Annotated in this window: 18 protein-coding genes; 12 read left to right on the top strand and 6 right to left on the bottom strand. The window is 67.6% G+C overall.

What is annotated here, in order from left to right:
- The first annotated feature begins 7 nt into the window (after window positions 1–7).
- From GQR91_RS12100 to GQR91_RS12090, 3 genes are all read left to right on the top strand, one after another.
- Complete coding sequence (locus GQR91_RS12100) at window positions 8–565, top strand: (2Fe-2S)-binding protein (protein WP_149681574.1); 558 nt, start codon at window positions 8–10, stop codon at window positions 563–565.
- A 94-nt stretch (window positions 566–659) separates the two neighbouring features.
- Window positions 660–1,385: an RcnB family protein gene (locus GQR91_RS12095; RefSeq protein WP_149681575.1), complete on the top strand. Its 726-nt coding sequence runs from the start codon at window positions 660–662 to the stop codon at window positions 1,383–1,385.
- 56 nt (window positions 1,386–1,441) lie between these two features.
- Entirely contained in the window at window positions 1,442–2,119 is a 678-nt protein-coding gene (locus GQR91_RS12090) for a prolyl hydroxylase family protein (protein WP_149681576.1), read from the top strand.
- Between the two features lie 52 nt (window positions 2,120–2,171).
- Here GQR91_RS12090 and GQR91_RS12085 read toward each other — a convergent pair whose 3' ends face one another.
- Window positions 2,172–3,779 carry a phosphoenolpyruvate carboxykinase gene (locus GQR91_RS12085; protein ID WP_149681577.1) on the bottom strand — a complete coding sequence of 536 codons (1,608 nt, stop codon included), beginning with the start codon at window positions 3,777–3,779 and terminating at the stop codon, window positions 2,172–2,174.
- A gap of 203 nt (window positions 3,780–3,982) precedes the next feature.
- Here GQR91_RS12085 and GQR91_RS12080 point away from each other — a divergent pair, with 203 nt between their 5' ends.
- From GQR91_RS12080 to GQR91_RS12050, 7 genes are read left to right on the top strand one after another with little or no spacing between them, the layout of a single operon-like run.
- Window positions 3,983–4,702, top strand: a complete 720-nt coding sequence (locus tag GQR91_RS12080; RefSeq protein WP_149681578.1) for a response regulator transcription factor — start codon at window positions 3,983–3,985, stop codon at window positions 4,700–4,702.
- Window positions 4,671–6,239, top strand: coding sequence for a sensor histidine kinase (locus GQR91_RS12075; protein ID WP_149681579.1), 1,569 nt, complete (start codon window positions 4,671–4,673; stop codon window positions 6,237–6,239). Before GQR91_RS12080 ends, GQR91_RS12075 begins: the two co-directional genes overlap by 32 nt.
- Before the next feature lie 17 nt (window positions 6,240–6,256).
- Entirely contained in the window at window positions 6,257–6,691 is a 435-nt protein-coding gene (locus GQR91_RS12070) for an HPr kinase/phosphorylase (protein WP_149681580.1), read from the top strand.
- Window positions 6,688–7,614: an RNase adapter RapZ gene (gene rapZ, locus GQR91_RS12065; protein ID WP_149681581.1), complete on the top strand. Its 927-nt coding sequence runs from the start codon at window positions 6,688–6,690 to the stop codon at window positions 7,612–7,614. The genes GQR91_RS12070 and rapZ overlap by 4 nt, the downstream gene beginning before the upstream one ends.
- 50 nt (window positions 7,615–7,664) lie before the next feature.
- Window positions 7,665–8,072, top strand: coding sequence for a PTS sugar transporter subunit IIA (locus GQR91_RS12060; RefSeq protein WP_112382380.1), 408 nt, complete (start codon window positions 7,665–7,667; stop codon window positions 8,070–8,072).
- The gene (locus tag GQR91_RS12055) at window positions 8,069–8,344 is read left to right on the top strand and encodes an HPr family phosphocarrier protein (RefSeq protein ID WP_149681582.1); all 276 of its coding nucleotides are present in this window, start codon (window positions 8,069–8,071) and stop codon (window positions 8,342–8,344) included. Before GQR91_RS12060 ends, GQR91_RS12055 begins: the two co-directional genes overlap by 4 nt.
- Window positions 8,344–9,144 (top strand): TrmH family RNA methyltransferase, encoded by an 801-nt coding sequence (locus GQR91_RS12050; RefSeq protein ID WP_149681583.1) that lies wholly within the window; start codon window positions 8,344–8,346, stop codon window positions 9,142–9,144. The genes GQR91_RS12055 and GQR91_RS12050 overlap by 1 nt, the downstream gene beginning before the upstream one ends.
- Window positions 9,145–9,374: 230 nt before the next feature.
- Here the strand turns inward: GQR91_RS12050 and GQR91_RS12045 are convergent, their stop codons facing one another.
- From GQR91_RS12045 to recR, 4 genes are all read right to left on the bottom strand, one after another.
- On the bottom strand, window positions 9,375–10,145 hold the full coding sequence (locus tag GQR91_RS12045; RefSeq protein WP_149681584.1) for an AAA family ATPase: 771 nt from the start codon (window positions 10,143–10,145) through the stop codon (window positions 9,375–9,377).
- A gap of 2 nt (window positions 10,146–10,147) precedes the next feature.
- Window positions 10,148–11,590, bottom strand: a complete 1,443-nt coding sequence (locus GQR91_RS12040) for a DNA recombination protein RmuC (RefSeq protein WP_149681585.1) — start codon at window positions 11,588–11,590, stop codon at window positions 10,148–10,150.
- Window positions 11,591–11,703: 113 nt separating this feature from the next.
- On the bottom strand, window positions 11,704–12,225 hold the full coding sequence (gene def / locus GQR91_RS12035; protein WP_149681586.1) for a peptide deformylase: 522 nt from the start codon (window positions 12,223–12,225) through the stop codon (window positions 11,704–11,706).
- 31 nt (window positions 12,226–12,256) lie between these two features.
- Window positions 12,257–12,853: a recombination mediator RecR gene (recR, locus tag GQR91_RS12030; protein ID WP_149681587.1), complete on the bottom strand. Its 597-nt coding sequence runs from the start codon at window positions 12,851–12,853 to the stop codon at window positions 12,257–12,259.
- A gap of 53 nt (window positions 12,854–12,906) precedes the next feature.
- Between recR and fmt the strand changes: the two genes are divergently transcribed.
- Complete coding sequence (gene fmt / locus GQR91_RS12025; RefSeq protein WP_149681588.1) at window positions 12,907–13,815, top strand: methionyl-tRNA formyltransferase; 909 nt, start codon at window positions 12,907–12,909, stop codon at window positions 13,813–13,815.
- Window positions 13,812–14,552, top strand: coding sequence for a tRNA pseudouridine(38-40) synthase TruA (truA, locus tag GQR91_RS12020; RefSeq protein ID WP_149681589.1), 741 nt, complete (start codon window positions 13,812–13,814; stop codon window positions 14,550–14,552). Before fmt ends, truA begins: the two co-directional genes overlap by 4 nt.
- Window positions 14,553–14,561: 9 nt before the next feature.
- Here truA and GQR91_RS12015 read toward each other — a convergent pair whose 3' ends face one another.
- A complete protein-coding gene (locus tag GQR91_RS12015; protein WP_149681590.1) occupies window positions 14,562–15,743 on the bottom strand; it encodes a class I SAM-dependent RNA methyltransferase in 1,182 nt (393 codons plus the stop codon).
- Between the last annotated feature and the right edge of the window lie 4 nt (window positions 15,744–15,747).

The raw sequence follows: 15,747 nt of genomic DNA, 5'->3' as shown, positions 1-15,747 counted from the left end.
CGCCGCCATGAGCCGCCTGACCGTCAACAACCAGCCCGTCCAGTATCGCCTCGACCCTGAAACGCCGCTGCTCTGGGCGCTGCGCGACGCGTCGAACCTGACAGGCACCAAATATGGTTGCGGCACCGGGCATTGCGGCGCCTGCACCGTGGATGTCGACGGCCGGGCGGTGCGCAGTTGCCAGACGACGATCGGCGCGCTCGAAGGCAGCTTCGTCACCACGATCGAGGGTCTGTCGCGCGATCGCTCGCATCCGCTGCAACTGGCGCTTCTGACCGACAATGTCGTGCAATGCGGCTTCTGCATCCCCGGCATCGTCATGGCGGCATCGGTCCTGCTGAAAAAGGACGCCGACCCGTCCGAGGCGACGATCCGCGCCGCGATCGACAATCTGTGCCGCTGCGGCATCTATCCCCGTCTGGTGGAAAGCATCCAGCGCGCCGCCCGCAATGCGCGGGGCGAGGAGGTCGTCGCCGCCGCCCCGCGCCCCGGTACCGACCCCGCCGATGCCGCGCGCACTGTGCCCGCCCTTGTCGCGCCATCCGCGAAGCTGTCGGATCGCTGACCAGGCGATTAAGCTTGCCCTCACCCGGCCTGCCTTATCACCATCCCATGATCGGGCCGGCGCACCCTTGCGCCGGCGATGAAGGATGGCTTGCATGACCAACAGGTGGATCGCCGCGCTGCTCGCCGCCGGAGCGCTGATACCCGGCGCAGCGCAGGCGCAGCAGGAGATGCAGAACCGCGGCACGGATCGCGGCTGGCAACGTCGCGGCGATGGCGGCGAGCGGGTGGGTGTCGTCCCCCGCCCGGAAAACCGCCCGCTCTACAATCGGCGCGAGGACTTCCCCGAGAACCGCCCCCAGGTCACCCGCCCCGACCGTCCGGAGGCCCGCCACACCCTCGACTGGGAAAATCGCGACCGCCCCGACCGTGACCGTGGCGACCGCGAGCGCCACCGCCGCGACCGCCAGCGGAATTGGGACCGCGAGCGCGGCTGGGACCGCAGCGACGCCGACTGGCGCGATTTCGGCGGCGACCAGTGGCGCTCGGCCGAGCGGCGCGACTGGGGCAGCCGCTGGAACCGTGGCTGGCGCGAGGATGGCCGCTACGACTGGTCGCACTGGCGCTCGGCCAATCGCAACCTGTACCGCCTGCCGCGCTATTACTCGCCCTATGGTGGCGCCGGCTATCGCCGCTTCGGACCGGGTGCGGCGCTCGACCCCATCTTCTTCGGCCAGAACTATTGGCTGTCGGACCCCTTCGTCTATCGCCTGCCGCCGACCTACGCCCCCTATCGCTGGGTGCGCTATTACAACGACGCGCTGCTCGTCGACATCCGCCAGGGTCTGGTGGTCGACATGGTGTACGACATCTTCTGGTAACCGGGGGCCTGACCGCCCCCTTGCCTTTGTGCCCACGCCGGAGCAATTCCCATCCCATGTCGATCTTCGCCCGGAAGCCCAAGACCACCTCCAAGCTGCGCGAGGCCGCCGGTACCCACACCGCGCGCGCGCTCGACGCCAATCCCGCGGTCACCCGTGTCGGGGTGGAAACCGCGCAGATCTATTACCACGCGGGCTTCCTCTCGCCGGAACAGTGCGACGGGCTGATCGCGCTGATCGATGCCAACAACCGCCCCTCGACACTGTTGTCGGATCGCCCGGACGTCGGCTTTCGCACCTCGCACAGTTGCGACATGAACCGCTACGATCCCGCGGTGCAGCCGATCGACGAGGCGATCGCCCGCCTGCTCGACATCGCGCCCGAGCGCGGCGAGACGATGCAGGGCCAGCGCTACGCCCCGGGCCAGCAATTCCGCGCCCATCACGATTATTTCCACGAAAGCGAAAGCTATTGGGAAAAGGTGAAGGTGCATGGCGGCCAGCGCACCTGGACCGCAATGATCTACCTCAACGACGTGGAGGATGGCGGCGCCACCTGGTTCCCGCATGCCGGCATCAAGGTCGCTCCCCGGCGCGGCATGCTGCTCGCCTGGAACAACATGAAGCTCGATGGCAGCCCCAACGAAATGACCCTCCACGAAGGGATGCCCGTCGTGGAGGGTGTGAAGTACATCATCACCAAATGGTTCCGCGAGGGCAACTGGGTCAACTGACCCCGCCCGGCGGCGAACGGGGCTCCCGGTCGAACCGGGACGCCCCCGCCCCTCACGCGATCTGCCGCGTCCTGGGCGCCGCCTGACGCACCTCTTCATCGACATGGTCGGCGAACTTCGCGAAATTGTCGACGAACAGGTCGACCAGCTTCGCCGCCGTCGCGTCATAGGCGGCCTTGTCCGCCCAGGTCTCGCGCGGGTCCAGCATCGCCGGGTCGACACCCGCCACCGCCACCGGCACCCGGAAGCCGAAATAGGGATCGGTGCGGAAGGTCGCGTCGTTCAGGCTGCCGTCCAGCGCCGCGTTCAACAGCGCGCGCGTCACCTTGATCGGCATGCGCAGCCCGACGCCATACTTGCCCCCGGTCCAGCCGGTGTTGACCAGCCAGCAATCGACCTGCCCCTTGGCGATCCGCTCCTTCAGCAGATTGCCGTAGACCGACGGATGGCGCGGCATGAACGGCGCCCCGAAACAGGTGGAGAAGGTCGCGTCGGGCTCGGTCACGCCGATCTCGGTACCCGCGACGCGCGCGGTATAGCCCGACAGGAAATGATACATCGCCTGTTCGGGCGTCAGCTTGGCGATCGGCGGCAGCACGCCGTAGGCGTCCGCGGTCAGCATGACGATGTTGCGCGGCACGCCGCCCATATTGTCGGCCGAGGCATTGGGGATGAAGTCGATCGGATAGGCGCCGCGGCTGTTCTCGGCCAGGCTGTTGTCGTCCAGGTCGAGCTGGCGCGTCATCGGGTCCATCACCACATTTTCCAGAACGGTGCCGAACCGCTTGGTGGTGGCGAAGATTTCCGGTTCCGCATCGCGCGACAGGCGGATCATCTTGGCGTAGCATCCGCCCTCAAAATTGAACACTGCGGTGTCCGACCAGCCATGCTCGTCATCGCCGATCAGGGTGCGCGCCGGGTCCGCCGACAGCGTCGTCTTGCCCGTGCCCGACAGGCCGAAGAACACCGCGGTCGACCCGTCCGCGCCCATGTTCGCCGAACAGTGCATCGGCATCACGCCCGTCGGCGGCAACAGATAGTTGAGGATGCCGAACACCGACTTCTTCATTTCGCCGGCATATTTGGTGCCGCCGATCAGGACCAGCTTCTCGGTCATGTTGACCGCGATCACCGTTTCCGAACGGCAGCCATGGCGCGCCGGGTCGGCCCGGAAGCTCGGCAGGTCGATGATCGTGTATTCGGCGGCGAAATCGCGCAATTCGCTTTGCGCGGGGCGCACCAGCATCGTGCGGATGAACAGGTTGTGCCACGCCAGCTCGGTCACCACCCGCACGCTGACGCGGTGTTCGGGCTGCGATCCGCCGTACAGGTCCTGGACGAACAGCTCGTCCTTGTCCTCCAGTGCGCTGAAGAAGTCCGCCTTCAGCGCGGCGAAGTGCGCCGGCTCCATCGCCGCGTTCGACTTGCCCCACCATACCGTGTCGCGCGTCTCGTCATCCTTGACGATGAACTTGTCCTGCGCGGAGCGGCCGGTATGCCGCCCGGTTTCCACCACCAGCGGACCGTCGGCGGACAATTTGCCCTCGCCGCGCGCCACCGCCATCTCGGTCAGCTGCGCCGTCACCCGGTTCCAGTGCAGCGTCGCGCGGGTTTCGATCCCCTGGGCTTCCAGACCGATGTTCGGAATGCGCTCACTCATCACGTTCTCCATAGCCCGGCGCCGATGGACGCCAGCACCTGATTGCCCCGTCGATCAGCGTCATAGCGCGGCTACGTTTAACACGTCAAACATTCTGTTGAACATGTCAAACAACCGCGCCCAGAATAGCGAGGCGGTTGAGCGGCGGATCGGTTTGGCCTAATCCCGGGGCCAGCCATGCGGATCGAAAGGCACCCTGCACGATGACGGCCACGATCGCGCTCGTCGACGACGACCGGAACATCCTCACCTCGGTGTCGATCGCGCTGCAGGCGGAAGGATTTCTGACGCGCATCTATGCCGATGGCGAAACCGCGCTGAAGGCGTTGATCGACAATCCCGCCGACCTCGGCATCTTTGACGTGAAGATGCCGCGCATGGACGGCCTGGAACTGCTCCGCCGCCTGCGCGAGAAAAGCCAGATCCCGGTCATCTTCCTCACCAGCAAGGACGACGAGCTGGACGAGGCGCTGGGGCTGGCGATGGGTGCGGACGACTATATCGCCAAGCCCTTTTCGCAGCGCCTGCTCATTGCCCGCGTCCGCGCCATCCTGCGCCGCGCCGAAATCACCCAGCCGGGCGCCGCCGCCACCGCCGGCGGCGCGGCGGAGGCGCCCACCGGCCCCCTGGTCCGCGGCCGCCTGACCATGGACCCGGCGCGTCACCGCACCACCTGGAACGGCGAGGCGGTGACGCTTACCGTCACCGAATTCCTGATCCTCGAAACGCTGGCGCAGCGGCCGGGCATCGTGCGGACCCGCAACCAGTTGATGGATGCCGCCTATCAGGACGACATCTATGTCGACGATCGCACGATCGACAGCCATATCAAGCGACTGCGCCGCAAGTTCCGGCAGGTCGATCCCGAATTCGACTCCATCGAAACGCTGTATGGCGCCGGCTACCGATTCTCCGAGGAGTGAGACCTCCGACCTTGCGCTGCGCTGGTCGGGGCAGATCTCGCTCACCCGGCGCATCCTGGCGGTCAACATCTTCGCGCTGCTGCTGCTCGCGGGTGGCTTCTTCTATCTCGATTCCTATCGCAGCCGGATCATGGACAGCCGCGTCGCGCAGGCCGGGCGCGAGGCGCGGCTGGTGGCGGAGGCGATCGGCACCGTCGTGCAGGACCAGCGCGACCGGCTGATCCTGCGCCTCGCCGCCGATACCGATACCCGCATCCGCCTCTACGATCCCGCAGGCGGGCTGGTCGCCGACAGCCGGGTGCTGGGCCTGCGCAACGTCGTACTGCGCGATCCCGACAAGCAGGGCTGGCGCGCCGCCAGCGCACGCCTGCTCGATGCCGTGATCGATACCGTTGCCGGCGCCACCCGCGCGCCGCTCTACCGCGAGCAACGCGACGGACGCGGCTGGCCCGACGTGGTCGCGGCGCAGGCGCGCGGCGTCATCGCCACCAGCGTCTGGCGCGCCCCCGATCGCACGCCCGTCATCACCGCCGCGGCGCCGGTTCGCGGCGGCGGCACCGTCATGACCACGATCAACGCGCGCGGCATTACGAAGACGGTGCGCAGCGAACGCTTCCGCCTCAGCGTCGTGCTCGGCGTCGTCACGCTCATCTCGGTGCTGTTGTCGCTGTTCCTCGCCCGCACCATTGTCCGTCCCTTGCGCCGCCTCGCCCGCGCCGCCGTCCGCGTCCGCCTCGGCCGCGCGCGCGAGGTCGTCGTGCCGCGCCTGCCCGATCGCCGGGACGAACTCGGCATGCTGGCCCGCGCGCTATCCGACATGAGCTTGGCGCTCCGCGACCGCATCGACGCGACCGAGGCCTTTGCCGCCGACGTCACCCACGAACTCAAGAACCCCCTCGCCTCGCTCCGCTCCGCCGTCGAAAGCCTCGACCGGATCAAGGACCCGGCGCTTCAGCAACAGCTTCTCGCCATCGTGCGCGACGACGTTCACCGGCTCGACCGCCTCATCACCGACATTTCCGACGCCTCCCGCCTCGATGCGCAGCTCAGCCGCGCCAAGTTCGAGCCCGTCGACATCGTCGCCCTCATCCGCGCTCTGCTCGACCAGCGTGTTGCCCGCGGGGTGGAACGCGACATCCGCCTGCGCCTCGATGCGGTCGGCCCCGCCGACTGGATGGTCCAGGGCGAGGGCGCGCGGCTGGAGCGTGTGTTCGAGAACCTGAACGAAAACGCCATCTCCTTTTCGCCGAACGGCGGCACCGTCGCGATCGGCGTTGCGCCTGACGCCGGCACGCTGGTCGTCCGGGTCGAGGATGAAGGCCCCGGCGTGCCGGAGGAGGCGCGCGACGCGATTTTCCGCCGCTTTCATTCGGATCGCCCGGAAGGCGAGGAATTCGGCCGGCATTCCGGCCTCGGCCTCGCCATTGCGCGAACGATCGTGGAGGCGCATCAGGGCAGCATAATCGTCGAATCGCGAGAGGACCGGATCAGGGGTGCGCGTTTCGTCGTGCGCATGCCGCTGGCCCCGTCTCGCTGACACGGAGCGCGAACACCCTGGCGATACCATCTTCTGAAACGCTGCACGCCAGTTGCGTCGCGATCGGCGACCATGCGGTGCTGATCGAGGGGCGCTCGGGTGCGGGCAAGTCCGACCTGGCGCTGCGCCTGATCGATCGCGGCGCGCGGCTGGTCAGCGACGATTACACGCTGCTGGTCCGCGACCGCGACCGGCTGCTCGCCCGCGCGCCCGCCACCATCGCCGGGCGGATCGAGGTGCGCGGCCTCGGCATCGTGGCCATGCCCCATGTCGAACATGTGCCGGTCGCGCTGATCGTGCGGCTCGACGAGGCGCCCGCCCGCCTGCCGGAGCGTCGCACCCGCCGCGTCGCGGGGGTCGCGATCCGCGAACTCGCACTCGATCCCATTCCCGTATCCGCGCCGATCAAGGTCGAACTGGCCCTGGCGCATCCCGAGGCGACACCCGAATGATCCCCAAACGTATCCTGCTCGTGACCGGCATGTCCGGGGCGGGCACCTCCACCGTTCTCAAGACGCTGGAGGATCTGGGCTGGGAAGTCGTCGACAACCTCCCCCTGGACCTGCTCGACGCGCTGCTCGACTCGCCGCCCCCGGCCGGCGCCTCGCCTGAGCTTCGCCCGCTCGCCATCGGCCTCGGCGTCCGCACCCGCGGTTTCGCGCCGGCCGCCTTCATGGAGCGCAGCGAGCAACTGCACGAACGGTCCGATCTCGCGGTCGAAACGCTTTTCCTGACCTGCGGCTCGGCCGAGCTGAAGCGCCGCTATTCGGAAACGCGCCGCCGTCATCCGCTCGCACTCGACCGTCCCGCCCAGGACGGGATCAGCGACGAAGCCGCGCTGCTCGCGCCGCTTCGCGAGCGCGCCGACCGTTTGGTCGAAACGACCAATATGAACGCGCACGATCTCGGCCAATGGGCCCGTGCCGCCTATCCTGTGGCGGGTCTCAGCGCGCCCGTCCTGTCGGTCATGTCCTTCGGCTTTTCCCGTGGGTTGCCCCGCAACGCCGACCTCGTCTTCGACATGCGCTTCCTCCGCAACCCGCACTGGGTCCCCACCCTGCGCCCCGGCACCGGCCTCGACTCCGACGTCGCCACCTACGTCCAATCCGACCCCGCCTACGAACCCGTCCTCGCCCAGATCGAAGCCCTGCTCATCACCCTCCTCCCCCGCTACCAAGCGGAAGGAAAATCCTACGTCACCATCGCCATCGGCTGTACCGGAGGGAGACACCGCTCCGTCCATGTCGCCGAACGGATCGGCGCACGGTTGCGCGAAGCCGGATTTTCGCCCACGGTGGCTCACCGCGATCTCGGGGCGGTGCCCAAGGACTCGCTGGAAGGGCGCCGCCCGGCGGCCCCTGCTGAAATGCCGTGATGCCCAAGAACAATGCTGGCAAAGATTTGTGATGGATGTACGTGTCTGACATGATCGGTCTGGTTCTTGTGACGCATGGTCGGCTCGCCGATGAGTTCGTGACCGCGATGGTGCACGTCGTCGGCCCGCAGGAACGCGTGGCGACGATCGCCATCGGGCCGGAGGATGACATGGAAACGCGCCGCGCCGACATCGCCGCCGCCATCGGTCAGGTCGATGCCGGCCGCGGCGTCATTGTCCTGACCGACCTGTTTGGCGGCACCCCCTCCAATCTCGCCATCTCGCTGATGGAACGCGGCCGGGTGGAAGTCATTGCGGGGATGAACCTCCCGATGCTGATCCGCCTGGGTTCGGCGCGCAAGTCGATGAAGGTGGTCGATGCGGTCGCCGCCGCGCGGGAAGCGGGGCGCAAATATATCTCCGTCGCCTCCGAAGTGCTGGGCGAGGCCGCGGCATGAGCGGCCTGTCGCGCACGGTGCAGATCACCAACCGGCGTGGCCTTCACGCCCGCGCCAGCGCCAAGTTCGTGACGCTCGCCTCGTCCCAGCCCTGCGAGGTGCAGGTTGCCAAGGACGGCAGCGGCGCGGTCACCGGCACGTCGATCATGGGCCTGATGATGCTGGGCGCAGCGATGGGTGACGAGATCACGATCAGCGCGAACGGACTGGGCGCGGAGGATGCGATCGCGACCCTTGCGGCCCTTGTCGAAGGCAAGTTCGGCGAAGACTGATGCCGCGCGAGATTACCGCTTATTCCAACCCACTGGTGAAGCGCGTCCGCGATCTGCGGGACAAGCGCCACCGTCGTGAGGCACGCCAGTTCCTGGCCGAGGGCCTGCGCATCCTGACCGAAGCCCGCGAGACGGGGCGCCTGCCGCGCCTGCTCTTCTTTGCCCGGCCGAGCGCGCAGCACCCACTCGTCCGCGACCTCGTCGCCGCCGTCGAGCAGAATGGCGGCGAGGCGATCGAGACCACGCCGGACATATTGTCCAAGCTTTCCGGCAAGGATAATCCCCAGGCGGTGGTCGGTGTGTTCGACGAGTTCGGCACCACCCTGGACGCGCTGGACCGGACCTCCGCCGGCATCTGGCTGGTCGCGGAACGGCTACGCGATCCCGGCAATCTCGGGACGATCCTGCGCACCGGCGACGCGGTCGGCGCCGGCGGGCTGATCCTGATCGGCGAATGCGTCGATCCATTCTCGGTCGAGGCGGTCCGCGCCAGCATGGGCGCGCTCTTCACCATGCCCGTCGTCCAGACCGGCTGGGGCGATTTCCTAAACTGGCTGCGGCAGGGGCCTGGGCAATTGGTCGGGCTCAGCCTGGATACGGACCATGATTATCGAGGCGTGCGCTATGCCGCGCCGACCTTCCTGCTGACCGGCAACGAAGCGCAGGGAATGCCCGCGGAGTACGCCGCCGCATGCGATACGCTGGTGAAGATCCCGATGCTCGGCAAGGCGGACAGTCTGAACGCCGCAGTGGCGACGGCGGTCATGGCGTATGAGGTACTCGCTCAACAGCGTGGGTAGGACAAGCCGATATCGCATCGGCATCTAGGGTCGAATGCGATCACACGTGGCCGCCCTCACCCTTCGCCGCCTTCGGCGTCTTTTCCCTCTCCCGCTGGGAACATCGGGTGAACAGTGCCCCGCGCTGTTCACCCGATGCTGGAGGAAGCGGCGCAGCCGCGGAAGGGTGAGGGCGACCGAAAGGCGATCGAATTCCACTCAAGTCTTCGTCATCGAAACGCCACCCAATTTCAGTCGGCCAGCATCGCTTCCATGGTCCCGGCCGGATCGAGCATAAATTCGCGGTACAGGCGGAAATGTGCCGTCTCCCCTAGCGCGCCGGGATCGAAACCGCCGCGCGTCATGGCCAACAAACGGGCATCGGGTAGCGCCACGAGGATGGGCGAATGCGTCGCGGTGATCACCTGAGCCTGCCGCCGCTTCTGGATCATGCCCAGCACTTTCAGGAACTCGAACTGACGGCGAGGTGACAGCGCCGACTCGGGCTCGTCGAAGAAGAAGAAGAAGATGCCGGGCCGGCCGCAGCGCTCCGCGATAAAGCGCAGGAAGCCCTCACCATGCGAATGCAACAGAAAGTCCGGTGGGGCCGTCCATGACTCGCGCGCAGCCTGGTCAAAATAGCAAGCGACCGAAAAGAAGCTCTCAGCCCGGAAGAACCAGCCCTGCCCGACCTTCGGCAACCAACTCGCCCGCAGCACGCTGGCAAGGACGTCGCCGTCTAGCTCCACCGCCTGGCTGTGATCCATCGGTCGATAACCGGGCCCGCCCCCGGCGGGATCGAACCCCGCAAGCGCCGCGATACCCCAGATCAGCGTGGATTTGCCGACGCCATTCTCGCCGACGATGATCGTCACCGCCCGGTCGAAATGCAACTCGAATTCGCCGCCACGGAACATCGGCAGGTTGAAGGGATAGCTATATTCGTCGCTCACCCGGTCGGGGTCGAACCAGACGCGCTTCAGATAGGGCGGCGGCAGCGTCGTGGACCGGCGCCGCGCCACGCTTATTCTGCCGCGTCGGGCAGGACGGCCAGTTTGGTCAGGGGGCGCACGGTCTGTTCGCCGACAGGTAGCGTGTCGATCGCCTTGCCCCCGGTGTCGATATTCAACGCCTCGAACCGCCGCGCGCTGGTCAGCACATTGCTCTCCAGGCTGCCAACGAACGCATTATATGCGCCCATCGCGGTATCCAGGTTCTTGCCCAGCTTGGCGACATGGCCGCCCATTACCGCAAGCCGCTGGTACAGCTCCTTGCCCAGCGTACCGATCTCCTGCGCCTGCTTGGCCAGCTTCTCCTGCCGCCACACCGCATCGATCGTGCGCGCGATCGCGATCAGGTTGGTCGGCGTCGCCAGCAGCACCCGCTTCTCGAACGCGAAGTCCCACAGGCCCGGATCATGCTCCAGCGCGGCCGACAGGAAATGCTCGCCCGGCACGAACATGACGACATATTCGGGCGCATCGTCGAACTGCGCCCAATAGGCCTTGTTGCCCAGCCCGTTGATGTGGGTGCGCATAGACTGCGCGTGCGCCGCCAGACCGATATGCCGTTCGGCCTCGTCCACCGCTCCGAACGCGTCCTGATAGGCGTTGAGCGACACCTTGGCGTCGATGATCAGCGACTTGCCACCCGGCACGCGCACGATCGCATCGGGGCGCAGGCGTCCGCCCTCCCCGTCCGCCACGCTGACTTCCATCTGGAAATCGGTATGTTCGGACAGTCCACAGCTTTCCAGCACGTTGCGCAACTGCTGCTCGCCCCAGCGTCCGCGCGCCTTGGGCGCATTGCGCAGCGCGTTGACCAGCTTGGCCGCCTCGCCCGACACACGCTCCTGGCCGATCCGCATCGCGTCGATCTGCCCGCGCAACTCGCTAAAGGCGTCGCGGCGTTCCAGCTCGACCTTGGCGACGCCTTCCTCATAGCGTTGCAGCCGTTCGGTCACCGGTTGCAGCAGTGCCTTCAGCGACTGCCCCGACGCTTCCTCCGACTGCCGAAACCGCGCCTCGGCCCGCTCCAGGAACTGCCGCTGCGCCGTCTCCAGCGCCTTCGCCGCCGTATCCCCGAACTGCACCCCGATCTGCTCGCGCGCCGCCTTCAACTGCTCCAACGCCACCGCATGCGCCGCCTCACGCTCATCCGCCCGCGCACGAAGCTCGGCCAGCATCGCATTCGCCTCATTGCGCTCGGTATGGGCGGCGGCGAGCGCCGTGCGCAGCGGCTCCAGTTCGGCAGCACGGCCTCGCAACTCGGCCAAATTCTGCATCGCTTCGTTCCGCTCGCGCTCCACCGCATCCCGCGCGGTACGCACAAGGTCGAAATCGGCGGCACGCGCCTGCGCGGTTGCCAGATCCGCCGCCAGGCGTTGTCCAGCGCGGCTGGCGACGAGCCAGCCGATGAGCAGGCCGAGCCCCAGGGCGAGGCAGGCGACGATGATCAGTTCGGGCATCGGCACGCCCCCGGCTCGATGATGAACGGCAACATGCGCGGGAACATAGATCGAACGGGGAGGATCCGACAACGGTTAAATGCGCACGCGCCCCGCAGTCTTCGGCGAAAGGCTCAGCCGCGCCGAAGCTTTGCCAGCTTCTTCATCAGCATGTCGCGCTTCAGGCGGCTGACATGATCGGTGAACAGCACACCGTTCAGATGATCGATCTCATGCTGCATGCAGGTCGACAGCAATCCGTCCAGCTCCTGCTCGTGCGAGGCGCCATTTTCATCCTGCCAGCGGACGCGGCAGCGAACGGGGCGCTTCACCTCGGCATATTGCTCCGGGATCGACAGACAGCCTTCGTTGTAGCTCGAAACCTCGTCGGACACCGACAGGATCTCAGGGTTGATATAGGCGGCCGGCTTGCGGACCGGCTTGCCTTCCTCATCCTCTTCGTCCTGCAGGTCGATGACCAGGATGCGCTTGTCGACACCGACCTGGATCGCCGCCAGCCCGATGCCGCGCGCGTCATACATCGTGTCGTACAAGTCTGCGACGAAGGCGCGCACATCGTCGTCTATCGTCTCAACAGGCTTGGAGACGAGGCGCAGGCGCGGATCGGGAACTTCGACGATGGGAAGAATAGCCATGGCTGTCAGCTAGGCAACGTCCCCCACGCCGTCAAGCGACCGGCCGCCGCGCGCGCAGGGCCTGCGCCAGGGTGCCCTCGTCCAGATAGTCGAGCTCGCCGCCGACGGGCAGGCCATGGGCCAACTGGGTGATACGGACGGGAAAACGCTCGATCCGCTCGGCGATATAATGCGCCGTGGTCTGCCCCTCCAGCGTGGCATTCATCGCCAGCACGACCTCGTCGACGCCCCCCGCCTCGACCCGGCGGACGAGATGGTCGATCGACAGATCCTCCGGCCGCACACCCTCCAGTGCGGACAGGCGCCCGCCCAGCACATGAAACCGTCCCGGAAACAGCCGCGAACGCTCCAGCGCCCAAAGATCGGCGACTTCCTCGACCACGCACAATGCCCGGTCGTCCCGCCGGCCATCGGCGCAGATCGCGCACGGATTGGCGGTATCGATGTTGCCACAGGTGGCGCACGTCACCAGCCGATCCTCTACGGCCGCAAGCGCGCTCAACAGCGGCTCAAGCGCGGATTCCCGCTTTTTCAGCAGGTGGAGGACGGCGCGGCGGGCGGAGCGGGGGCCGAGGCCGGGGAGGCGGGCGAGCGCCTGGGTCAGCGCCTCGATCTCTGGGGATGCCATGGAGAACAGATAGGGGGTTGCGCGCCGCGCCGCCAGCGGAGAGACGGGCAGACATGCGGATCGTCTTCATGGGAACGCCGGGCTTTGCGGTGCCGGTCTTGGATGCGGTGGTGGCGGCAGGCCACGATGTGGTGGCGAGCTACAGCCAGCCGGCGCGTCCAGGCGGACGACGCGGGCGGCAGCTGGTGCCCTCCCCGGTTCAGGCGCGGGCCGAGGAACTGGGCATTCCCGTACGCACACCCGTTTCACTGAAGGGTGCGGACGAACAGGCCGCGTTCGCCGATCTGCGCGCCGATGTCGCGGTGGTCGCGGCCTATGGGTTGATCCTGCCGCGGGCCATACTCGATGCCCCGGTGCATGGCTGCCTGAACGTGCACGGATCGCTGCTGCCACGATGGCGCGGCGCAGCGCCGATTCAGCGCGCCATCCTGGCGGGCGATACGGAAACCGGCGTCGGCATCATGCAGATGGAGGCCGGCCTGGACACGGGCCCGGTCCGGCTGGAAGGACGGACACCGGTCGACGGCAAGACGACGGGCATGTTGACGCAGGAACTGGCAGCCCTGGGTGCCGCCCTCATGACGCAGGTGCTGGGCGATCTCGACGGCCACCCGCCGGTGCCACAGCAGCAAGACGGCGTGACCTACGCCGCCAAGATCGACAAGGCGGAGACGCGCATCGACTTCGAGCGCCCCGCAATCGAGGTCGAGCGGCTGGTGCGCGCGATGAACCCGGCGCCGGGCGCATGGTGCGAGATTGCCGGCGAGCGGGTGAAGATCCTGGCGGCGGACCTGTTGCCCTTCAGCTTCTACGGGGCGGGCGAGACGGTGGACGACCAGTTGACGATCGCGTGCGGCGACGGGGCGATCCGCCCGACGCTGGTGCAGCGCGCCGGCAAGAGCGTGACCAGTGCCGCAGAGATGCTGCGCGGCTTCCCCGTCCCCTCGGGAACCCGGCTTTGACGCGTTTCGCGCTGCTGGTGGAATATGACGGCCGCCCCTTCATGGGATGGCAACGGCAGGCACATGGGCCAAGCGTGCAGCAGGCGCTGGAAGAGGCCGTGTTCGCGATCACCGGCGAAAAGGCGGCAGTGCACGCATCGGGCCGCACCGACGCGGGCGTGCACGCGCTGGGCATGCGCGCCCATGTCGACATCGCCAAGCCGATCACGCCGTTCCGCCTGATGGAAGCCCTGAACGCGCGCGTGCGGCCGGCGCCGGTCGCGGTTCTGGCGTGCGAGGTGGTGGCGGACGACTGGCATGCGCGCTTTTCGTGCATCGGCCGCTCGTACGAATATCGCATCGTCAATCGCCGCGCGACGCTGACCCATGAAAAGGGACTGGCGTGGCAGGTCGCCCATCCGCTGGACACGGATGCGATGGCGGCGGGTGCGGCGCAGCTGCTGGGCCGGCACGACTTCACCACCTTTCGATCGGCGCACTGTCAGGCGGACAGCCCGGTGCGGACGCTGGACCGACTGGAGGTGGCGCGCATCGGCGACCGGGTAACGGTGCGGGCGGCGGCGCGGTCTTTCCTGCATCATCAGGTCCGGTCGATGGTCGGATGCCTGGTGCATGTCGGCATGGGACGGTGGACGCCCGACGATGTCGGCGCCGCCCTCGCCGCGCAGGATCGCCAGCGATTGGCGCTCAACGCGCCGCCGGACGGGCTGTTCTTCGTCTCGGCGGCGTATCCGTAACCACCTCTGCTACCGGACGAACCGCGCCGCCAGCTCGACATGGGTCGACCAGCGGAACTGACCGACCGGCTGCACCCAGTCGATCCGCCAGCCATGATCCGCCAGCATCTTGGCATCGCGCGCAAAGCTGGCCGGATTGCAGGACACATAGGCGATCGCCGACACGTTGGCCTGCGCCAGTGCCTCCGCCTGATCGCGTGCGCCCGCGCGGGGCGGATCGAGGACGATGGCGTCAAACCGGTCGAGCTCGGGCTTGGTGAGCGGCCGGCGGTACAGGTCGCGATGCTCGGCGAACACCTGCCTGCCCGCGCCATTGGCGGCCGCCTTCAGCGACAGGAGGGCATCGCGCGCGCCCTCCGCCGCATAGACGCGCGCCGGCAGCGCGAGGGCAAAGGTGCCGAGGCCGGTGAACAGGTCCGCCACCGTTCCCGCCTTGCCGACCGCATCGCCGACGGCGGCGACAAGGGTCGCCTCGCCGTCCTCGGTCGCCTGGAGAAACGCACCGGGGGGCAGCGGCACGGGGATGCCGCCCAGCGTGATGGTGACGGGCTCGGGCTCCCACCGCGTCTCCGGCCCCATGCCGTCATCGACGCTGAGCCGGGCGACCTTGTGCCGCTCGCAAAAGGCGATGATCGCCTCCGCCGCGTCGAGCCCTTCCGGCGCAAAGCCGGTGATGGTGATGTCCGGCCCCTGATCCGCCATGGCGAGGTGGATGTCGCAGCGCCGCTTGAACCCCAGCCGCTGGAGAAAGCCGCGCAAGGGCGTGACCAGCGCGAACAGTTCGGGCCGCAGGATGTGGCATTCGGCGATGTCGACGATCGCGTGGCTTTTCTCCTCCGAAAAGCCCAGCCGGATGCGACCGCCCTTCGCCTCGGCATGCAGCGTCGCGCGGCGGCGGGTATTGGGCGGCGAGACATGGGGAACACGCATCGGCGCGGACAGCCCCTGCCCGTCGAGGGCGGAGGCGACCCGGTCGGTGACAAAGGCGGCATAGCTGTCATCGTCGAGATGCTGGAGCTGGCACCCGCCGCAGGTGGGAAAGTGACGGCAAGGCGGCACCTGATGATGGGGCCCGTGGCTCAGCGTGCCATCGGCGTTCAGGATATCGCCGGGCGCGGCGAACGCGGCGTGACGGCCATCGGCGGTGACGCCGTCGCCGCGAGCCGCGACACGGATAATGGTATCGGTCATGGCG

This window comes from Sphingomonas carotinifaciens, assembly GCF_009789535.1.
GTDB classification, from domain to species: Bacteria; Pseudomonadota; Alphaproteobacteria; order Sphingomonadales; family Sphingomonadaceae; genus Sphingomonas; species Sphingomonas carotinifaciens.
Note: the sequence above shows the minus strand (reverse complement) of the source record. Positions and strands in the feature narration are given on the sequence as shown.

Excerpts from the sequence above, each read along its gene's own strand:
- GQR91_RS12075 (WP_149681579.1), top strand. The coding sequence starts at position 4,671 with ATGGCGCCGGCTACCGATTCTCCGAGGAGTGAGACCTCCGACCTTGCG.
- GQR91_RS12055 (WP_149681582.1), top strand. The coding sequence starts at position 8,069 with ATGAGCGGCCTGTCGCGCACGGTGCAGATCACCAACCGGCGTGGCCTT.
- GQR91_RS12060 (WP_112382380.1), top strand. The coding sequence starts at position 7,665 with ATGATCGGTCTGGTTCTTGTGACGCATGGTCGGCTCGCCGATGAGTTC.
- recR (WP_149681587.1), bottom strand. The coding sequence starts at position 12,853 with ATGGCATCCCCAGAGATCGAGGCGCTGACCCAGGCGCTCGCCCGCCTC.
- GQR91_RS12015 (WP_149681590.1), bottom strand. The coding sequence starts at position 15,743 with ATGACCGATACCATTATCCGTGTCGCGGCTCGCGGCGACGGCGTCACC.
- def (WP_149681586.1), bottom strand. The coding sequence starts at position 12,225 with ATGGCTATTCTTCCCATCGTCGAAGTTCCCGATCCGCGCCTGCGCCTC.
- GQR91_RS12080 (WP_149681578.1), top strand. The coding sequence starts at position 3,983 with ATGACGGCCACGATCGCGCTCGTCGACGACGACCGGAACATCCTCACC.
- GQR91_RS12040 (WP_149681585.1), bottom strand. The coding sequence starts at position 11,590 with ATGCCCGAACTGATCATCGTCGCCTGCCTCGCCCTGGGGCTCGGCCTG.
- fmt (WP_149681588.1), top strand. The coding sequence starts at position 12,907 with ATGCGGATCGTCTTCATGGGAACGCCGGGCTTTGCGGTGCCGGTCTTG.
- GQR91_RS12090 (WP_149681576.1), top strand. The coding sequence starts at position 1,442 with ATGTCGATCTTCGCCCGGAAGCCCAAGACCACCTCCAAGCTGCGCGAG.
- GQR91_RS12095 (WP_149681575.1), top strand. The coding sequence starts at position 660 with ATGACCAACAGGTGGATCGCCGCGCTGCTCGCCGCCGGAGCGCTGATA.
- rapZ (WP_149681581.1), top strand. The coding sequence starts at position 6,688 with ATGATCCCCAAACGTATCCTGCTCGTGACCGGCATGTCCGGGGCGGGC.
- GQR91_RS12050 (WP_149681583.1), top strand. The coding sequence starts at position 8,344 with ATGCCGCGCGAGATTACCGCTTATTCCAACCCACTGGTGAAGCGCGTC.
- GQR91_RS12085 (WP_149681577.1), bottom strand. The coding sequence starts at position 3,779 with ATGAGTGAGCGCATTCCGAACATCGGTCTGGAAGCCCAGGGGATCGAA.
- GQR91_RS12100 (WP_149681574.1), top strand. The coding sequence starts at position 8 with ATGAGCCGCCTGACCGTCAACAACCAGCCCGTCCAGTATCGCCTCGAC.